Consider the following 17255-nt stretch of genomic DNA (forward strand, 5'->3'; position numbering starts at 1 on the left):
GGGGGGTAGAATACTTTTTTTAAAAAATAAGGGTTAAAATGCAAGAAGAAATTAAAAATATCTTGATAAATTTTCTCAATAAATATAAACAATCTAAAGAATATAAACATTATAGAGAACAAGAAAAGGTAGTTGAATATATTTTCAACAATTACCCAGATAACAAAAACAAAATTTCTATTTCTCTAAAAGCTTGTATTATAGATAACTTTTATAGTACAAATTTAAAAATGTATGGCATAAATGATATAGCCGATTGGATATTAAAACTAGATATTGACAAAGCTTTAAAAGCGGGAAATCCTTGTATTATTGAGCAAATTGCAAATTTTACAAATTCTAAAAATAAAAAAATATTCTTATATTCTTTTGCTAGTAAATATTGTTTTCATCATAACAAACAAAAATATGTTATCTATGATCAATTTATTTCAAAAAGTTTAATTTATTTTAATAAAAAATACAAATTTTCATCCTTTTATTTTACAAAAAATAATTTAAAAAATTATAAAAATTTAATAAAAATAATAAATGAATTTAAAATATTTTACAAATTAAATAATTTTAGCAATAGAGAAATTGATCATATGCTTTGGATATATGGTAAGGAAAATTCAAAATAAGGAGGAATAAAAAACTTAAAAACTTAAAAACTTAAAAAAGGAAAGAGGGAAAAATGAAAAATAATTTTAAAAATGTAATTTGTATTATTTCAGTGTTATATGCTTCAATGTTAAATGCAGGAGATTTAAAAAATTTCATCGTTGATAATAATACACCTTCTAATAAAGAAAAACCAAAATCAGTCAATAGCAAACAGCCAAAAGATGGTATATATGATTTTGAATTTTCTGGAAAAAAGTATTTGCTTGAAGTTAAAAAAGGATTGAGTACTAGGGCACAATGTCCCAATAATAAAATAATTAAAATTTCAGAAGAATTTAAGAATCCACCAACTACACCAGATGGTAAAAAAGCTCTTATGATATATATACAGCAAAAATGTATGACGACTGATTGGTAAAAATAAGGCAAGAGAATTTTCTTGCCTTATAATTTTATTTGCTACCTATACTTTTTAAATATCCATTATCATTTAAAAACAAATAAATTTCACCTAAGATATGTTTTTTTTGATTTTCATTAACAAGTTTTGAAGCATAAATTTTTTCATTAATATTATCCATAATTGCATGAATATCATAGTCAAGATCTTCTAAGGTATCTAAAATAGATTGAGCCTCTAACACACTTTCTACTTCAAAACCCTTTTCATTGATACTTATGCAAGCATCTGTTGGGTGTGTAAAAAGATTATGTTTCATACCTAACACTTCTTGATAAGCTCCTACTAGGAAAAATCCTAAAAAATAATCTTCAGCTTCTACATCAATATCATGTAAAAACAAAGGATTATCTTTAGAGTATGAAATTTCTCCATCGCTATCACAAGTTATATCCCATATACTTGCACTTCTTGTGGGCTTTTTATTAAGTCTATCAAGTGGCATAATAGGAAAATTTTGTTCCAAACCCCAAAAATCAGGTAAAGACTGAAACACCGAAAAATTCACTAAATATTTTTCTTGCACTTCATTTTGCAAACTTGATAAATCAGCCTGATCACCCACCAAAGTAATAGCTTTTCTCATAATCAAATGCACTAAAATTTCACTATTAGAGCGATCTTGTAAATCCACATAACCTAAATCAAACAAGGTTAAAATGCTCTCCATATGATCTATACTATCATGTAAATATTCAAGTGCATTAGAGGCTTTAATATTTTTATATAAATCATAAAGTTCATCAATAAGTTTTGGATTTTTATCTTTTAATAAAAGCTTACTTTCTGTGTATTCTTGTGAAAAAAGCTCTAAAACAGGTGCTACTAAAACAGCATGATTAGCCGCTACAAAACGCCCACTTTCTATAAAAATATCAGGCTCTAAATCTTTTTTTTGTTCTGCAATACTTTTTAAAATAAATACAACATCGTTTGCATATTCACTTAAAGTATAATTTCTACTCGTTTCGTTTTTAAACTGAGAGTATTCTACTGCTAACCCCCCTCCAAGATTAATAGCTTTTAAATTTTTTGCACCCATTTTTCTAAGCTCGGTGTAGATATTGCCTGCTTCATTTAAAGCTTTTTTTAAAGGATGAATTTCAGTGATTTGCGAACCCAAGTGAAAATGTATCATAGTAAATTGATCTAAAAGTTTATTAGCTTTTAAAAGATTTACCGCTTCAATAAGCTCAGTAGATGTTAAACCAAATTTTGAGTTTATACCACCACTTTTTGCCCAAATTCCAACGCCAGCTGAATGCAAACGTACTCTTAAACCTATGTTTGGCTTTGGCTTAAAACGATTTTTAGCTATTTCTATCATTGCTTCAAGCTCATTAAGCCCTTCCATAGTTAAAGTGATATTATGACCCATTTCACACGCTATAAATCCCATATTTATTAGCTCTTTGTCTTTAAAGCCATTAACCGTTATAGGTGCACCTTTGTTGTTATAAGCCATAGCTAACAAAAGCTCAGCCTTGCTTCCTGCTTCCAAGCCATAATTATATTCTTTACCTAAATTGACTAAATTTTTTACAAAACCAGGATATTGATTGACTTTTAAAGGATACACAGCATTAAAAGAACCTTTGTAATTAAATTCTTTTTTTGCCTTAGCAAATTTATCATAAATTTGCTCAATTTGCTTATGGATTAAATGAGGAAAACGAAGCAATAACGGCCCCTTATAACCATCATCACGCAAAGTATTTACTATATCTATAATAGCAGGTTTTTTACCATGATTTACACATACTTTGCCATTTTCGATGATAAAATTATTTGCACCCCAAATATTAATACCATAATCAATCATAACTCATTCTCCAAATTTGCTAATTTTATATTTTTAGTATCTTTATTTTCTAAATTTTTATAAAAAATCTCTTCTTTTTGTATCTCATCTTCACCTATACACAAAAAGATTTTAGCATTAGCATTATCTGCTTGGTTTAAATGCTTTGCAAGTTTTTTTGCTTCATAGCTTAAATATACTTTATGTTTTTTTCTTAAAGTATTTGCTAATTTAAAAATAGTATCTATATAAGCTTCATCCATAGCACAAAGATAAATTCCTTCTCTTGATTTTACACTTTGTTTTTGCTCTAAAATAGCCATAATTCTTTCTATACCCATAGCAAAACCCACGCCATGACCACTTTTGCCATCTAAGTATTCAATCAATCTATCATATCTTCCACCACCTGCTACAGCAGCTTTTGCACCGATTTCATCACTAACAAACTCAAATGCACTTTTAGAGTAATAATCAAGCCCGCGCACTAATTTCTCATCACATTCAAACTCAACATCATTTTCTTTTAAAAGTTTTTGTAATTTTTCATAATCTTTTTTACAGCAAGGACATAAATTTTCACTTAGTTTTGGAGCATTTTCGATTAAACTTTGACAATGATCATTTTTACAATCAAGCACTCTAATAGGATTTAAGTCTTTTCTTCTTAAGCAATCCTCACAAAAACCTTCTTTAGAATTTAAAAAAGCTATGAGTTTTTCTTTATACACACCCATACATTCTTTACAGCCTAAAGAATTAATTTTCAAGCTTGTGTGAATTTCTAAGCGTTTAAAAATTTCATTTAGCATTAAGATAATACTTGCGTCCTCATACACACTTGCTATACCAAAGCTTTCTACACCAAATTGATGAAATTCACGCAATCTTCCTTTTTGTGGTCTTTCATAGCGAAACATAGAGCCATGATAAAACCATCTTTTAACACTTTGAGCCTTATCCATTTTAGCTTCTATATATGATCTTACCACCCCAGCTGTCCCTTCAGGCCTTAAGCACACTTCATTGCCTGCTTTATCGATAAATTCATACATTTCTTTACCGACTATATCAGAGCTTTCTCCAACACTTCTTTTAAAAAGTTTAGTTAGTTCTAAATGCGGACAATTGATGAAAGTAAATCCATAATTTTTAGCTACTTCTTCACAAGTTTTTACTACTTTTTCATAAAGCATTGCTTGATCATCTTGTAAATCTTTCATTCCTTTTAAAGCATTAATCATCTATAAAATCCTTAATTTTTTCATGTAAAATTTCAATACTTAATGATGCATCTAATTTTAAAATTTTTATATCTATCTTGGTTTTTAAAAACTCTAAAGTTTCTTCTAATGCATTTTGTATATTCAAAAAATATTCAATTCCTCTTTTCTCAATACTATCTAAATTCTTTCTAGAAAGTCTTTGCATAATAAGCTCTTTAGAACCATATAAAAAAACTACCTTTTGTGGAAATACTCCACCTGTAGCAAAAGTATTTAATTCAAATAAAGTTTTTAAATCAAAATCAAGTTTAGCATAAGCCATATTGGAGATAAAACTACGATCTGAAATGATAAGTTTGTTTTTATTTTGCACTAAATGCATATCAATTAAATTTGCTCTATCTGCTAAAAAAAGCAACAATTCAGCCTTTTTAGAAAATTGTATTTTACTTTCTAGCAAAATCTTTCTTAAATGCACCCCTAGCTCACTTCCACCAGGTTCTTTAGTAAAAATTGCATCATGGAAATATTTTTTTAAAAGCTCTATTTGTGTACTTTTACCAACACAATCAATTCCTTCAAAAGCTATATACAATCTTTCTCCTTTAATAAAGGTATAATTTCTTTTGGCACAAGTTTATCCACATCGCCATTATGCATACAAATAGATCTTACTATAGAACTAGAGATAAAAGAATTTTTTAAATTTGGCATAAGATAAATAGTTTCAAAATCTTCCCAAAGCATATGATTTGCATAACCAAGTTGCAATTCATATTCAAAATCACTTACTGCTCTTAAACCCCTTATAATGATATTTATTTGTAAATTTTTAGCTAAATCTACTAACAAATTATCAAAAGTGATAATTCTAACATTTTTTAAATCTTTTGTAGCAATTTTTACCATTTTTTCTCTATGTTCTAAACTAAACATGGGTCTTTTACTCTCACTCTTGGCTATAGCAACTACAACTTCTTCAAACATCTTACTAGCTCTAATGATTACATCTAAATGCCCATTTGTAATAGGATCAAAAGTTCCTGGGTATATGCAACTAGCCATTTTGCCACCTTTGGTATAAATTATGCTCAATGTTGGCAATATCAAGCCATTTACCTACAATAAATTCATATAATTTTTCTAAATTATCAACCTTAGCATAACTTGCCATTACAGGAGGTGCGATGATAACTCCATAATTAGAAAGCTTAGACATCTGCTCTAAATTTAAAGTAGAATAGGGCATTTCTCTGACTCCAAGTATAAGCCTTTTATGTTCCTTTAAAGCTACTCCTGCAGCCCTTGTAAGCAAAGTATCACCTATACCACAAGCTATTTTTGCCAAAGTATTGATAGAACAAGGTGTGATAAAAGTTGTATCTATACCAAAAGATCCACTTGCTACATTTTGGCTGATATCTTCATTATCTAAAAAATTTACATGATCAAGTTCAAATTTATCTTTTATGTGTTGCAAAAAGTCTATATTTTCTAAAAGAGAATTTTCTTTTGCGAAGCTTATTTTTGCATTTTTGCTTATAATGGCATAAATTTGTCCTTTTTCTTTTAAATGTTTTAATAATAAAAAACCAAGTTCACAAGAACTAGCCCCACTAATACCTACTAAAATTTTTCTCATTTTAGCTCCACATAATTTTTACTAATGACTTTACCATGCACGACTTTTCCATCTTTATTTTTAAGGCGAATTCTTTGGTTTAAATTCCCACTTTGTAAAGCTTTTAACTCTATAATCATACTTAAATCCCCATCTTTGATAACCCCATAAACAGAATCATTTCTTTGTATAAGGGTTTTGGTTTTAAACATATTATATTTTAAAATCATATTTTCTCTTATATTACTTTTTGCTATTAAATTTGCAATTTCATCTTTTTTTAACACACCTTGTGGAGCTTTATCAAAAGGAATTTTTAAAATTTTAAAACTTGCAGGACTTAAGTTTTCATTACGCAAAATAGGACGCGTAGTCTGCAAAACTTCTAATTTTGCCTTTAAAAAATATTTAAAAAAGATATTTTTTTTAAACTGCTCTGGAGTTTTAAATTCGGCCTTAACAAAACCATCAGCCCTATCAAAATTATGATTGCCTAGTTTTAAAAAAATGTATTGATTAAAATCTACAGGCAAGTTTGATTGAGTGTTAAGATCTAAAGAAATGATTTCTAATTCTGGATAGTTTGTTTTAAATTCCTTAATTAAAGCTAATTTTACTTCATCAAAATTTGAAGCAAAGCTTAAAGTATAGAAAAATAGAAATAATACAATATTTTTCACAAGTAATATAACCTTATATAATAAAATCAAAAACTGATATATCATATCTAAAAAAGTTTGAATTTAGTTGAAAATTGGCAAAATAAATGGAATAAAATTTGCTTGTAAAAATGCAAGATTGAAGATTGAGGGCAAAATCTAAATCTAAGGAATTGCATAATGAGTATATTTAGTATAAATGATAATTCCTCTTATGGTTCTATCATTTCACAAACAAAAGCAAATAAAGAAAATAAAACAAGTTCAAAAACAAATTTTGCAAATACTTTTGTTAAACAAAATGCTAGTAAATTAATTGAAATTCAAAGTAATAATACTCAAACATTAGCACTCAATGAAGCAATATTAAATCAAAATAGTATTAAAAGCGATTCTCCTAATTATCATATATCAAGCGATTTTAAAAATTCTATTTATGCTTTAAAATATAGACAAGCTAATAATCCTGCTTCTATGGCTTATGGTTATAGTGTTGATTCTAGTGGCTATATGGGTAGTGATTTTAATAAAGCAGCGGGATTGCCTGAAGATTTTAAGATACATAAATCTACTTTAGATGAGTTGTATAGATACAATGAGGAAAATTATTTTAGCACATCAAGTAAAACTTCATTGAGTGTAACTGGTGGTTACTATACAAATATAGATATGGCTGATACTATAAGACAATATTATTCTAAATTTGATCAAATCATAAATCATAGTTTTGAAAATTCTAATAAAACTAGTTTTAGTGTAGAAGATTTAAATTCTTTACCAAAAGGTTATAGCGTTTATGACACAAATAACAATTTTGCTTCTTTAGAAAATTTAAATAAACAAACTATAACAAATTTTTATGATACACAAGAGCAATACAATACTATAGATAGCATAGGAATGCAAAATTCTATCAATACAGGATTAAAAAAATTAGATTTTTCCCCTGAAAGTATGGAAACTCAAATTTTAGATAGCGATATAGCAAAAGATACTTTTAATCCCGATATGTCTGTTTATCCAAAAAATGAAGATGGAAGCTATACTAAAGAAGCTTTATTTATGAGTTTTTTAAAATCTAGTGGTGGAACAATTTTAGAAGGTGGAAGCACCAAAGTCAATCCTAAAATTCAAGCATTTAAAGAAGCTATGGCAAAAGAAAGTTTTGATGGTTCTTTAGCCTCTTTAAATGATATTATGACAGGTAAAGTCGATTTTGCACAAATTTTAAAAGCACACGCTCAAGATGGCTGGCTTGATTCTAAAATTTATGCCAAAGAAAATAATATTGCTTGGCAAAATTCAAGCATAGGTTATGGTGGGGCTTGGTTTGATAATCAATTTAATCAAGCTAAAGCTAGTGGCTACTCTCCTAGCAATGAAAGTATAAATTCTTATGTAAATTCTGTAATGGATAAATTAAATAATATTTTAAATCAAACTAGGGCGTAATCTTTTAATTTATACCAAAATGATTTATTTCAAAAAATAAATGTTTTGGTATATTTAATTTAAATTTTTTTAATTCTTTTTTTGGTGCTACAATTAAAGCATATCCACCTTTATTATATCTATCCCAAATGCTAAAAAATTCTCTTTTAGAACTTATATACTCTCCATAGCTTGGATCAAATACTTGTAAATAACCCCCTTTATAATTAATAATTACCACAAAATGTGGAAAGCGTGGGTCGTTTTCAATTTTTAAAGTATTGGTATATTAATAATGAATTATTGATAAAATCAAATATATTTTAATTTAAAAAATTTATACAAAAAATGGTCGATATTTAAATAGACATTTATGTAATAAGGATAACAAAATGATAACATTTCCATTAAGCTCTTTTAATAAATATTTTGGGAAAAATCCATTAGAAACACTTAATAAAATAAAAAACGAAATTGTAGAAAATAGAAATTCTAAACTTATAAAAAAACAAAGAGAAAAACTAGGTAATGATTTAATAGATTTATATAAAATTTCTAAAAAATTTAGTGATAAAATAGAATTACTTGAAGATTCAATAGAAGACAAGCTTAGAAAAAATGAATTATCAAAATTAGAAGTTGAAAATTTATACAAATGGATGGATGAAAACTCTAAATCACCCCATTGGTTAAGTATAAATGGAACAAGTTATGATGAAGCTTATGTTAAAATTTTTCATACAAGTAAAAGCATAAATGATTTTAAAGAAAAATACCTTGAGCTTCAAAAAACATACTCTGTTGATTTTAGTAAGAAAATCAACAGCTTTCAAGAAAATTCAGAAAAAAATAAAGAAAAACATTTCAAACCCATACAAGGCGAAAGCAAAAACAAAGAAACTTACAAAGGTAATAATATAAGAAATGAACTTGTAAAGAATCTTTTAAAAAATAAATTTAGCACAAATGGAGAGTTAGAAATTCTTTTTAATGTAAAATTTAGCAATGATATAGAAAAAGCTAATGATTTCCTTTCTCAAAACACTATGTTAAAAATTATAAATATTAAAGTCTGAATTATTTCTTACTTAATTAAATCAATGAAAGTAATCATGGATTTTTAATAAAACTAAATTACAAAAATTCAATTTATAGAAAAATGGAGCGGGAAACGAGATTCGAACTCGCGACCCCAACCTTGGCAAGGTTGTGCTCTACCCCTGAGCTATTCCCGCTTATCTTTAAAGTAGGGCGTGATTTTAACAAAAGTTTATATTAAAGTCAAGTGTATAAAAAGGAATATTTTTTGCTTATAAATTTTTAAATCAAAAAAGGAGATTTCATGTTAGTAAATGAAAAACAAAACACTTTAGCTTTAAATAATATGACAAAAATCAAAGAAAAAAATACTTCATCAGATGAATTTCAGGCTACTTTAAATGCTTTAAAAAATAAAGAAGAAAAAGAATATAAAAAAGAAAAAGGTGAAAATTTTAACAATACTGATTTAAATATTAAAAATGTCTCTAAAGATTTTAGTGTATATGCTTGGGGAAAATTTCGCCAAAACAAATATGAAAAAAATCAAGAAAATGTTATAAACAATCTATTTAAAACTTTAGATAAAGCAAGATTATGAAAATTTCTAATAACAATTTTGAAGAATTATTTTCAAATAACAATAAAGGACAAAATAAAAAATCTTCTTTGTATGATTTACCTTTTGATTATCTTTTAAAGCAAAATAAAAAACTTGCAGAAGATAAAATGAAAAAATACAAAGAAGAATTAGTTTTTAACAAAGAAACAAATCAGTTTGAAAAGAAAATAGTTTTAGATGAGCAAAGCTATAAAGAACAAATTAAAATCAAACTTGAAAAGAAAACAAAAGAAAATATCAATGAGCAAATAAACAATAAAATCACATCAAAAATAGAAAATATTAATCCTATGCAAACATCTAGCCTAGATAGCTTAAAATTTAGTACTAATTTTTGGCAGCTTAAAATAGAACAAAAGCAAAAAGAAAACAAAGATTTTAATGTATTTTCAGCACCACTAACTAATGATTGATTTGTAAAATTTCAATTTCTTGATCTTTTTTATATTCTAATTTATCTTCTTTACTTATAAATATATGTGAATTTTCATATAATGGTTTTATCATACCTGAGCCAAATTTAGTTTGATTTGGTATAAAAATTTCTTGTGATAACTTTCCAAATGCAAAATCATTTCTTTTGCCTTTAAATTTCAAATCTTTTGCTAATTTTACTTTTAAAAATGGTAATAAATTTAACCCGTAGAATAAATTTAAAATATTTCTAGCAAAAATATGTGTTGAGACTAAAGAAGCCAAAGGGTTTCCTGGTAAAGCCAAAAAAAGCATATTTTTTTTACTAAAAAGTTTTACATGCTTACAAAGCTTAGCATTGACTTTTTCAAAAATAGGGCTAAAATCACATTCAATTAAAGCTTGTTTGATAAAATCAGCCTCACCTATGCTAGCTCCACCACTACTTATAAGCATATCAAATTGTTTATTTTCTAAAAGCTTTTTATATGCATTTAAATCATCTTTTATAAGCCCTAAATACTCAACATCAGCATAATCTTGCAAAATAGCATAAATTCCAAATGCATTTGCATTATATACGCTATATTCATCAGCATTTTCCCAAGGTTCTACAAGCTCATCTCCACTTGAAAAAATCCCAATATGCATTTTTTTAACCACTTTTAGCTCATAAATTCCTTGAGAAGCAAGCATAGCTATCATGCCTGAAGTGATTTTTTGCCCCTTTTTAAACAAAAGCTCTCCAGACTTTGCTTCCTCGCCTTTAAAACGGATAGCATTGTTTTCTTTAGCATTTTTCGCATTGAGCTTTTCATCTTCAAGTAAAGCTTCTTCAAACATTAAAATAGTATTTGCATTTTGTGGAATTTTAGCTCCTGTCATAATTTTATAGCATTCATTTTTAGCTAAAACATAATTATTTTTATCTCCTGCTAAAATACTTCCTTTTATCTTTAGTAATTCATTTTTGTCCGCATAATTTAGCGCATAACCATCTAGGGCAGAATTATCAAAAGCAGGTAAGTTTTTTTCAACAAAAACATCTTCATATAAAATACACCCCAAAGCTTGTGTTAAATTTACTCTTTGAAACTCATTTTTTGCTTTGATTTGCTCTTTTAAAAACTCTAAAGTTGCAAAAATATCTCTCATTCTTCAAGCCTTCTTATACTTGCACCTAATTTTTTAAATTTTTCTTCTAAATTTTCATAGCCCCTATCAAGATGATAAATTCTATGAATTTTACTTGTTCCTTTAGCTGCTAAAGCTGCTAAAATTAAAGCCGAAGATGCACGCAAGTCAGTAGCCATAACATCAGCCCCTAAAAGCTCTTTGGAACCATTTATAGTAGCAATATGCCCATTTAATCTTATATCAGCTCCCATTCTTAAAAGTTCACTCACATGCATAAAACGATTTTCAAACAATCTTTCATCAATAATACTTGTACCACTCGCTTTTAAAGCCAAAGCCATAAATTGTGCTTGCATATCCGTTGGAAAACCTGGATATTCACTAGTTAAAATTTCAACCGGCTTAATTTCTTTAGCAGGGTTGATGCTAACACTATTTTCATTTACATCAAAACTAAATCCCATTTGTTCTAGCTTTGCTAAAACTGCACTAAGATGGTTTGCATTAACTTTTTTAAGAGTAATTTTTGAGTTAGTGATGGCTCCTGCACACAAGTAAGTTCCTGCTTCAATGCGATCAGGTATAATCTCAAAAGGTTTAAATTCTAAAAGTTCTCCACTTGTGCCATAAATTTCAAGTTCAGAAGATCCTATGCCTTGTATATCAAGTCCAGCCTGAGCTAAAACCTCACAAAGTTGCACCACTTCAGGCTCTTTAGCAACATTTAAAAGTCTAGTTTTACCATAAGCTAAGGCTGCAGCCATGATGATATTTTCACTACCAGTAACGGTGATTTTATCAAACATCACATCAGCACCTTTGAGTTTTCCACTAGCTACTACATAACCTTGTTTAATTTCAATATTAGCTCCCATTTTTTCTAAAGCTAAAAGGTGTAAATCAATAGGGCGTTGTCCTATAGCACAACCTCCAGGTAAAGAAACTTCACAATTTCCAAATCTGGCTAGTAAGGGTCCTAGAGTAAGTATAGAAGCACGCATTTTACGCACTATGTCATATTTTGCTATAGTTTTATTTAGATTATTTGTATTTATCTTTGCGAAATTGTTTTTAAAGGTATAATTTGCTCCTAAATTTTCAAGCAAAGAAAGTAGGGTACAAATATCTGCAACATTTGGTAAATTTGAAATTTGCACTTCATTTTTAGCTAAAATACTTGAAGCTATCAAAGGAAGTGCAGCGTTTTTAGCACCGCTTATTATTACTTCTCCATTTAATTTTTCAACACTATCAATCTCCAAATAAGTCATTAACTTTCCTTAAAATACATACATTTTTTAATGATATAATAATATTTTACTACAAATATTATATAAATTGATAAGATTAAAGGTATTTTTTGGAGTTTTTCTAGTTATACTTGGCGGGATACTTTGGGCTGTAAGTGGGGTTTTAGCTGAGTATTTGTTTAAAAATCATTATTCTGCTGAATGGGTGAGTTTTTATCGCTTAATTTTTACTGGTATTATTTTAATAATTTTAGGTGCAAAAAATTTTAAATTAAAATTATTAAAGCAAAAACAAGAATTTGGTTCTCTTTTAATTTTTTCAATTTTTGGTTTATTAATAACTCAATATGGTTATTTTAAGGCTATTTATTATACTGATGCGGGAACTGCTACGATGATTCAATACAATGCACCCCTAATCATAATGCTTTTTATGTGTTTTAAAAATAAAATTTTTCCTAAAAAAATAGAACTAATTGCTTTGTTTTTAATACTTTTTGCCTTATTTTTACTTATAACAAATGGGGATATTTATGCATTAAAGCTTGATATAAGAGGTGTTATTTGGGCGTTTTTTGGAGCTATTGGAGTAGCGTTTTATTCTTTGAGTGCTAGACTTATCATAGCAAAATATAGCTTATTTTTAATCATGGGTTTAGCTAGTTTATTTGCTTCTATTTTGCTTTTTACACTATTACAAGGGAATATCCCAAAACATAATTTTTCTTTAAATTCATTTTTAGCTATGAGTGGAATTATACTCATAGGCACAATAGGAGCTTTTTGTTTATACTTAAAGGGGATTGAATTAATAGGAGCTTTTAAGGCTAGTATGATAGCTTGTATCGAACCTGTGGCTGCTGCTTCGATGAATTTTTTATTTTTAGGAACTATTTATAGTTTAATTGATCTTCTTGCTTTTAGCTTAATTATTCTTAGTGTCTTTTTGAATGCTAAACATACTAAATAACTAAATTATTTAACAGCTTGCATAGCTTGAGATAACATTTGCATAATTCTTGCATAAATACTTTGCATTTGTGTATTTAAACTTTGAATTTGAGAATTGATCATTTGTGCTTTTTGTGGATCTTGACTTGATTGTAATTTTGCATTCAATTCTGCAATTTTAGCCTGTATTTTAGAAAGCTCTTTGTAAAGTTTGCTTAACTCATCTTCAGATTTTTCTCCATTTTGACTTTCTTTAACGCTTTTTCCAAGCTCTTTTATACCTTGAGTAAATTTAAACTCTATAAAATTTTTATTTTCTTTATTTTCTTTTTCTTCTTTTTGAGTATTTGAAACATAAGGATTAATTTTACCAGTATAGTCATTTATTTGCATAATATATCCTTTCTTTAAGAACATATCGGATTTTTGAAAAAATACTTAAGTTCCATCATAAAGTTTTTTAGCTACTTCTGCGGCTAATTTTAACTTTTCATTATCAAAATGAGTATAAATTCTTGAAGTGTTTAAACTTGCATGTCCTAGTGCTTCTTGAACCAAAACCAAATCTTTTTGTTTTTTATAGAGTAGGGTAGCAAAAGTATGTCTTAACATATGAGCACCATTTTTTTGCTTACGAATTCCGGCTTTAAATAAGATTTGCTCTACTATACGAGAAACATAAGCTTGAGTTAGAGTTTTTCCGTTGCGATTAACAAATAAAAGTCCATCATGAGAAAGATAATTTACTCTAACATCTTTTAAAAGATGCTCTATAAGCTCTTTTTTAATCATCACAACTCGATATTTATTACCTTTGCCTCTAATGCGTATGATATAAAGATCATTTTCTTCACTAATATCTTTTAATTTTATATTAATAGCTTCACTAACTCTAATTCCTGTAAAAATGATGATTTTAATAATTAAACGATTGCGTATAGTATTATTTTTAAAATCAGTATTATCAATAGCATTTAAAAATTTACCTACTTCATCTTCACTCATATATTCAGGTAGTTTAATTCCCTTAGAACCACTAATTCCAGCCCAATTTTTAAGATTTATATCAAAAACATGAGCTCTATCATCTTCTTCATTTTGTTTATCTAAAAATGCAAAAAAATTAATCACGGCTATGCGATAATTTTTCTTACTTGCATCAGATAATGAAGCACTAATGCTTGCTAAAATTTCTACTAAAAGCTCTTCATCGATTTGTTTTAGTGAATGAAGTTTATAAAACATTAAATACTCATAAAGCTTTTTCAAAGGATTAAAATATGTATTTACACCGCTAAGTCCTGCATTTCTTGCTTTTTTTACAAAAGCATCGAGCTCTTGTATATTTTTAACACCTTTACTTAAGGCTAAATTTACTACAGCCAAAGCTTGAGGATCTTTTAATTCCTTATTTGATAAAGAATTAAGCTTAAATTTCACATATCTACAAAGCCAAAATAAAAATGACTTTTCAAAATTTTCTTCACAATCTAGAGGATATTTCATCGCTTATTCTCCAAAGCTTTTAAAACAGCCATTTTTGCATGAATATAAGCACTATCAAATAGCTTTTTAGAATTTTCTTTAATAATCAAACCAAGTTCAGTACAACCCAAAATAACTCCTTGAACTTGTGGAAATTGAACAATCAAATCATCAAAATATCTTTTTGACTCTTCATTTATAATACCTTTACAAAGCTCATTAAAAATAATATCATTAACTATTACTATATCATCTTTTTTAGGGATAAAAACCTCAATCTTTGAAGCAATTAAAAGCTGTTTATAAAAATCTTCAGTCATAGTGTATTTTGTCCCTAATAATAATACCTTATTGATATTTTGGTTTTGAAGCTCTAAAAGCATAGCTTTAGCTATGTGCAAAATAGGAATTTGAATGTTTTTTTGTATATTTTCATAACATTTATGCATAGTATTAGTACAAATTAATATAAAATCAACTCCACATTTTTGCAAAAGTAGGGCATGTTGAGTTAAAATTTCACTTGCTTTTTGCCAATCATTCTTGCGTTGACATTCTTCTATCTCTTCAAAATCAACACTAGTTAAAACTATCTTAGCGCTATGTAATTTTCCTAGTTTTTCATTTGTTAATTTATTGATTATTTCATAATAACTAAGCGTGCTTTCATAACTCATTCCACCTATTAAACCTATGGTTTTCAAACTTTTTTCCTTTTAAATTTAATATAAAAATTATAAAAAAATCTTACTTAAAAAATATCAAGATATAATTATAAAAACAAAATAGGGCAGGATAATGTTTTTTATGAAGAAGAAAAAAATACCAATTGCTCCAAAAAAAGATAATAACTACAAACAAGATATTGGCTTTGAAAGTGACTTTGCTCAAGAAAAAAGACTTTATGAATTTAAAGAAAACATGAAAAAACTGTCAAAAGATGAAAATACTGCTATGATTTTAGCAAAACAACTTTCAAGATTAATCCAAAAATCTTAATAAGACTTAAAAACTTTATACAGTGTTAGCACTTGTTTTTGAATACAAAATTGTTTTAAAATCTCTAGTATTATTTTTTATTTTCATTTGTAATTTTAGCTTTTTATGTCATAAAAAATATTTTAAATAAAACTTATTAATTATGTAAAATTATATGATAAATAGTAAAATATTTAAATTATATATATTTTATATTGAAAACTATAATTTTCAAACTTTTATATTTTACTATACTATCATATATAAATATACTAATAAAATATCTATTTTTAGGTATTTGTGTGATTTTATTTTTTGAATTATAATAATTTATCCACAAAAAAATTAGCATAATTTTTTGAAAAATAATAAAACTAATTATGCATATAGCATGAAACATAAATAAGAAATTTTAATTATTTTTACTAGAATATATTTTTAATTTTTACTTAATTGTTTTTTAAAGTTAAAAATCTTGACTTTTAGGGTAATCAAAAAAAACAACTTCTCCAGTATGTTCTTTTATGTCTTCAAAATTGTTTATATTAAATTTAATACATAATATGGCTGAAGTTGGGAAATTTTCTAAATCTATATGTGTTAAATATTCGCATAATTGTAATAATAATGGATTATGCATTACAAGCACCACCCTATTTTGTTTTATCTTTTTTATATAATTTAAAACTTCATCAAAATTTCCATCATAGAAGCTTTTTTCTATTAAAATATCTTTTTCTTTTAAAGCAAAACTTTTGCATATTTTTTGTGCTGTTTTTATACAACGCTTAGCAGGACTTGAAATAATACTTTGGGCTTTAAATTTTAAGTCTTTAATCCTAAAAATCATAGTTTTAATATCATCTTTGCCACTAGAGCTAAGATCTCTTTGAAGATCTTGAATTTGTATATTTTTTTGTGCCCTAGCATGTCTTATAAAATAAATATATTTCATTTTATAATTCCGAATTTAGCTAAAATATAACCACATATAAATCCAAAAATATGTGCATACCAAGCTACATTTATACCCATAAAAATAGGTACAAAGCTCATCAATAATATAGCTATAATAAGCCCTTTAGTAGCACTTTTATCTAAATATGCATAAAACCCCATTAAAACACATATTGCACCACTAGCCCCTACTACATTTACAAAACCACCATCAAAGCTTAAATATATATAAAAAACACTAAGTAAAGAACAAAGAATTCCACCTGCTAAATAAAGCAGAGCAAATTTAAAACTTTTTAAATACTTTTCTAGTATAGAACCAAATTGAAAAAGCACTATCATATTTAAAATTAAATGTGTCCAATTTCCATGCATAAAAATTGAACTTAAAATTTGCCAATAATATCCTTGAAGGAAGAATAAATTTAAACCTAAAATTATATCTAAACTTAAAGAGTCAAAATAAAAATAATTAACATAGATAAATATAATAATATTTAAAGCTATAAAAAAAGAAGTTATCATCACTCTCTACTTTATATTTTAATAGTAAAAGTTTATTAAACAAACTAGTTTTACATATAAAATTCACATTTATGAGATACAATATCGACAAAAA

General features: G+C 26.8%; 21 protein-coding genes, 1 tRNA gene and 1 pseudogene. 8 read left to right on the forward strand and 15 right to left on the reverse strand.

From position 1 onward, the window contains the following. Positions 1–38: 38 nt before the first annotated feature. Positions 39–623 carry a hypothetical protein gene (locus tag CAQ16704_RS03970; RefSeq protein WP_039666975.1) on the forward strand — a complete coding sequence of 195 codons (585 nt, stop codon included), beginning with the start codon at positions 39–41 and terminating at the stop codon, positions 621–623. A gap of 53 nt (positions 624–676) precedes the next feature. Next, positions 677–1024 carry a hypothetical protein gene (locus tag CAQ16704_RS03975; RefSeq protein ID WP_039666976.1) on the forward strand — a complete coding sequence of 116 codons (348 nt, stop codon included), beginning with the start codon at positions 677–679 and terminating at the stop codon, positions 1022–1024. A 34-nt stretch (positions 1025–1058) separates the two neighbouring features. On the opposite strand, the gene speA is transcribed toward CAQ16704_RS03975, so the two are convergent. Genes speA through flgA form a run of 6 tightly spaced genes read right to left on the reverse strand, consistent with a single transcriptional unit; the run spans position 1059 to position 6394 of the window. Next, on the reverse strand, positions 1059–2888 hold the full coding sequence (gene speA, locus CAQ16704_RS03980) for a biosynthetic arginine decarboxylase (protein ID WP_039666977.1): 1830 nt from the start codon (positions 2886–2888) through the stop codon (positions 1059–1061). Beyond that, entirely contained in the window at positions 2885–4111 is a 1227-nt protein-coding gene (gene hisS / locus CAQ16704_RS03985; protein ID WP_039666978.1) for a histidine--tRNA ligase, read from the reverse strand. Before hisS ends, speA begins: the two co-directional genes overlap by 4 nt. Then, entirely contained in the window at positions 4104–4688 is a 585-nt protein-coding gene (gene tmk, locus CAQ16704_RS03990; protein WP_039666979.1) for a dTMP kinase, read from the reverse strand. The genes hisS and tmk overlap by 8 nt, the downstream gene beginning before the upstream one ends. Beyond that, positions 4679–5158, reverse strand: coding sequence for a pantetheine-phosphate adenylyltransferase (gene coaD, locus CAQ16704_RS03995; protein ID WP_039666980.1), 480 nt, complete (start codon positions 5156–5158; stop codon positions 4679–4681). The genes tmk and coaD overlap by 10 nt, the downstream gene beginning before the upstream one ends. Next, positions 5151–5735 carry a UbiX family flavin prenyltransferase gene (locus CAQ16704_RS04000; protein ID WP_039666981.1) on the reverse strand — a complete coding sequence of 195 codons (585 nt, stop codon included), beginning with the start codon at positions 5733–5735 and terminating at the stop codon, positions 5151–5153. The genes coaD and CAQ16704_RS04000 overlap by 8 nt, the downstream gene beginning before the upstream one ends. Further along, on the reverse strand, positions 5732–6394 hold the full coding sequence (flgA, locus tag CAQ16704_RS04005) for a flagellar basal body P-ring formation chaperone FlgA (protein WP_039666982.1): 663 nt from the start codon (positions 6392–6394) through the stop codon (positions 5732–5734). The genes CAQ16704_RS04000 and flgA overlap by 4 nt, the downstream gene beginning before the upstream one ends. 159 nt (positions 6395–6553) lie before the next feature. On the opposite strand from flgA, the gene CAQ16704_RS04010 reads away from it, so the two are divergent. Continuing rightward, positions 6554–7825 (forward strand): Cj0814 family flagellar-dependent secreted protein, encoded by a 1272-nt coding sequence (locus tag CAQ16704_RS04010; protein WP_039666983.1) that lies wholly within the window; start codon positions 6554–6556, stop codon positions 7823–7825. Between the two features lie 4 nt (positions 7826–7829). Here the strand turns inward: CAQ16704_RS04010 and CAQ16704_RS04015 are convergent. Then, a pseudogene (locus tag CAQ16704_RS04015) lies at positions 7830–8101 on the reverse strand (cysteine peptidase family C39 domain-containing protein); the annotation flags it as partial. Between the two features lie 95 nt (positions 8102–8196). On the opposite strand from CAQ16704_RS04015, the gene CAQ16704_RS04020 reads away from it, so the two are divergent. Further along, a complete protein-coding gene (locus CAQ16704_RS04020) occupies positions 8197–8880 on the forward strand; it encodes a hypothetical protein (protein ID WP_039666984.1) in 684 nt (227 codons plus the stop codon). Positions 8881–8964: 84 nt separating this feature from the next. On the opposite strand, the gene CAQ16704_RS04025 is transcribed toward CAQ16704_RS04020, so the two are convergent. Continuing rightward, a tRNA-Gly gene (locus tag CAQ16704_RS04025) sits at positions 8965–9039 on the reverse strand. Between the two features lie 107 nt (positions 9040–9146). Between CAQ16704_RS04025 and CAQ16704_RS04030 the strand changes: the two genes are divergently transcribed. Together CAQ16704_RS04030 and CAQ16704_RS04035 are read left to right on the forward strand one after the other, a co-directional pair. Beyond that, a complete protein-coding gene (locus tag CAQ16704_RS04030; RefSeq protein WP_039666985.1) occupies positions 9147–9443 on the forward strand; it encodes an invasion antigen C in 297 nt (98 codons plus the stop codon). After that, the gene (locus CAQ16704_RS04035; RefSeq protein ID WP_052244995.1) at positions 9440–9877 is read left to right on the forward strand and encodes a hypothetical protein; all 438 of its coding nucleotides are present in this window, start codon (positions 9440–9442) and stop codon (positions 9875–9877) included. Before CAQ16704_RS04030 ends, CAQ16704_RS04035 begins: the two co-directional genes overlap by 4 nt. Here the strand turns inward: CAQ16704_RS04035 and CAQ16704_RS04040 are convergent. Further along, positions 9867–11033: a molybdopterin molybdotransferase MoeA gene (locus tag CAQ16704_RS04040; protein WP_039666986.1), complete on the reverse strand. Its 1167-nt coding sequence runs from the start codon at positions 11031–11033 to the stop codon at positions 9867–9869. The genes CAQ16704_RS04035 and CAQ16704_RS04040 overlap by 11 nt on opposite strands. Continuing rightward, positions 11030–12286, reverse strand: a complete 1257-nt coding sequence (murA, locus tag CAQ16704_RS04045) for a UDP-N-acetylglucosamine 1-carboxyvinyltransferase (RefSeq protein WP_039666987.1) — start codon at positions 12284–12286, stop codon at positions 11030–11032. Before murA ends, CAQ16704_RS04040 begins: the two co-directional genes overlap by 4 nt. A 70-nt stretch (positions 12287–12356) precedes the next feature. Between murA and CAQ16704_RS04050 the strand changes: the two genes are divergently transcribed. Beyond that, positions 12357–13235: a DMT family transporter gene (locus CAQ16704_RS04050; RefSeq protein WP_039667724.1), complete on the forward strand. Its 879-nt coding sequence runs from the start codon at positions 12357–12359 to the stop codon at positions 13233–13235. Between the two features lie 5 nt (positions 13236–13240). On the opposite strand, the gene CAQ16704_RS04055 is transcribed toward CAQ16704_RS04050, so the two are convergent. Genes CAQ16704_RS04055 through CAQ16704_RS04065 form a run of 3 tightly spaced genes read right to left on the reverse strand, consistent with a single transcriptional unit; the run spans position 13241 to position 15405 of the window. After that, on the reverse strand, positions 13241–13609 hold the full coding sequence (locus tag CAQ16704_RS04055) for a hypothetical protein (protein ID WP_039666988.1): 369 nt from the start codon (positions 13607–13609) through the stop codon (positions 13241–13243). A gap of 45 nt (positions 13610–13654) precedes the next feature. Then, the gene (locus CAQ16704_RS04060; RefSeq protein WP_039666989.1) at positions 13655–14722 is read right to left on the reverse strand and encodes an integrase/recombinase; all 1068 of its coding nucleotides are present in this window, start codon (positions 14720–14722) and stop codon (positions 13655–13657) included. Next, positions 14719–15405, reverse strand: coding sequence for an aspartate racemase (locus tag CAQ16704_RS04065; RefSeq protein ID WP_039666990.1), 687 nt, complete (start codon positions 15403–15405; stop codon positions 14719–14721). The genes CAQ16704_RS04060 and CAQ16704_RS04065 overlap by 4 nt, the downstream gene beginning before the upstream one ends. 94 nt (positions 15406–15499) lie before the next feature. On the opposite strand from CAQ16704_RS04065, the gene CAQ16704_RS04070 reads away from it, so the two are divergent. Further along, positions 15500–15700, forward strand: coding sequence for a hypothetical protein (locus CAQ16704_RS04070; RefSeq protein WP_039666991.1), 201 nt, complete (start codon positions 15500–15502; stop codon positions 15698–15700). Between the two features lie 445 nt (positions 15701–16145). On the opposite strand, the gene CAQ16704_RS04075 is transcribed toward CAQ16704_RS04070, so the two are convergent. Both CAQ16704_RS04075 and CAQ16704_RS04080 read right to left on the reverse strand, forming a co-directional pair. Then, a complete protein-coding gene (locus CAQ16704_RS04075; protein ID WP_039666992.1) occupies positions 16146–16634 on the reverse strand; it encodes a phosphohistidine phosphatase in 489 nt (162 codons plus the stop codon). Beyond that, positions 16631–17161, reverse strand: coding sequence for a rhomboid family intramembrane serine protease (locus tag CAQ16704_RS04080; protein WP_039666993.1), 531 nt, complete (start codon positions 17159–17161; stop codon positions 16631–16633). The genes CAQ16704_RS04075 and CAQ16704_RS04080 overlap by 4 nt, the downstream gene beginning before the upstream one ends. Positions 17162–17255 lie beyond the last annotated feature (94 nt).

It is taken from the genome of Campylobacter sp. RM16704, from assembly GCF_000816245.1.
In the GTDB taxonomy this organism is placed as follows: Bacteria; Campylobacterota; Campylobacteria; order Campylobacterales; family Campylobacteraceae; genus Campylobacter_D.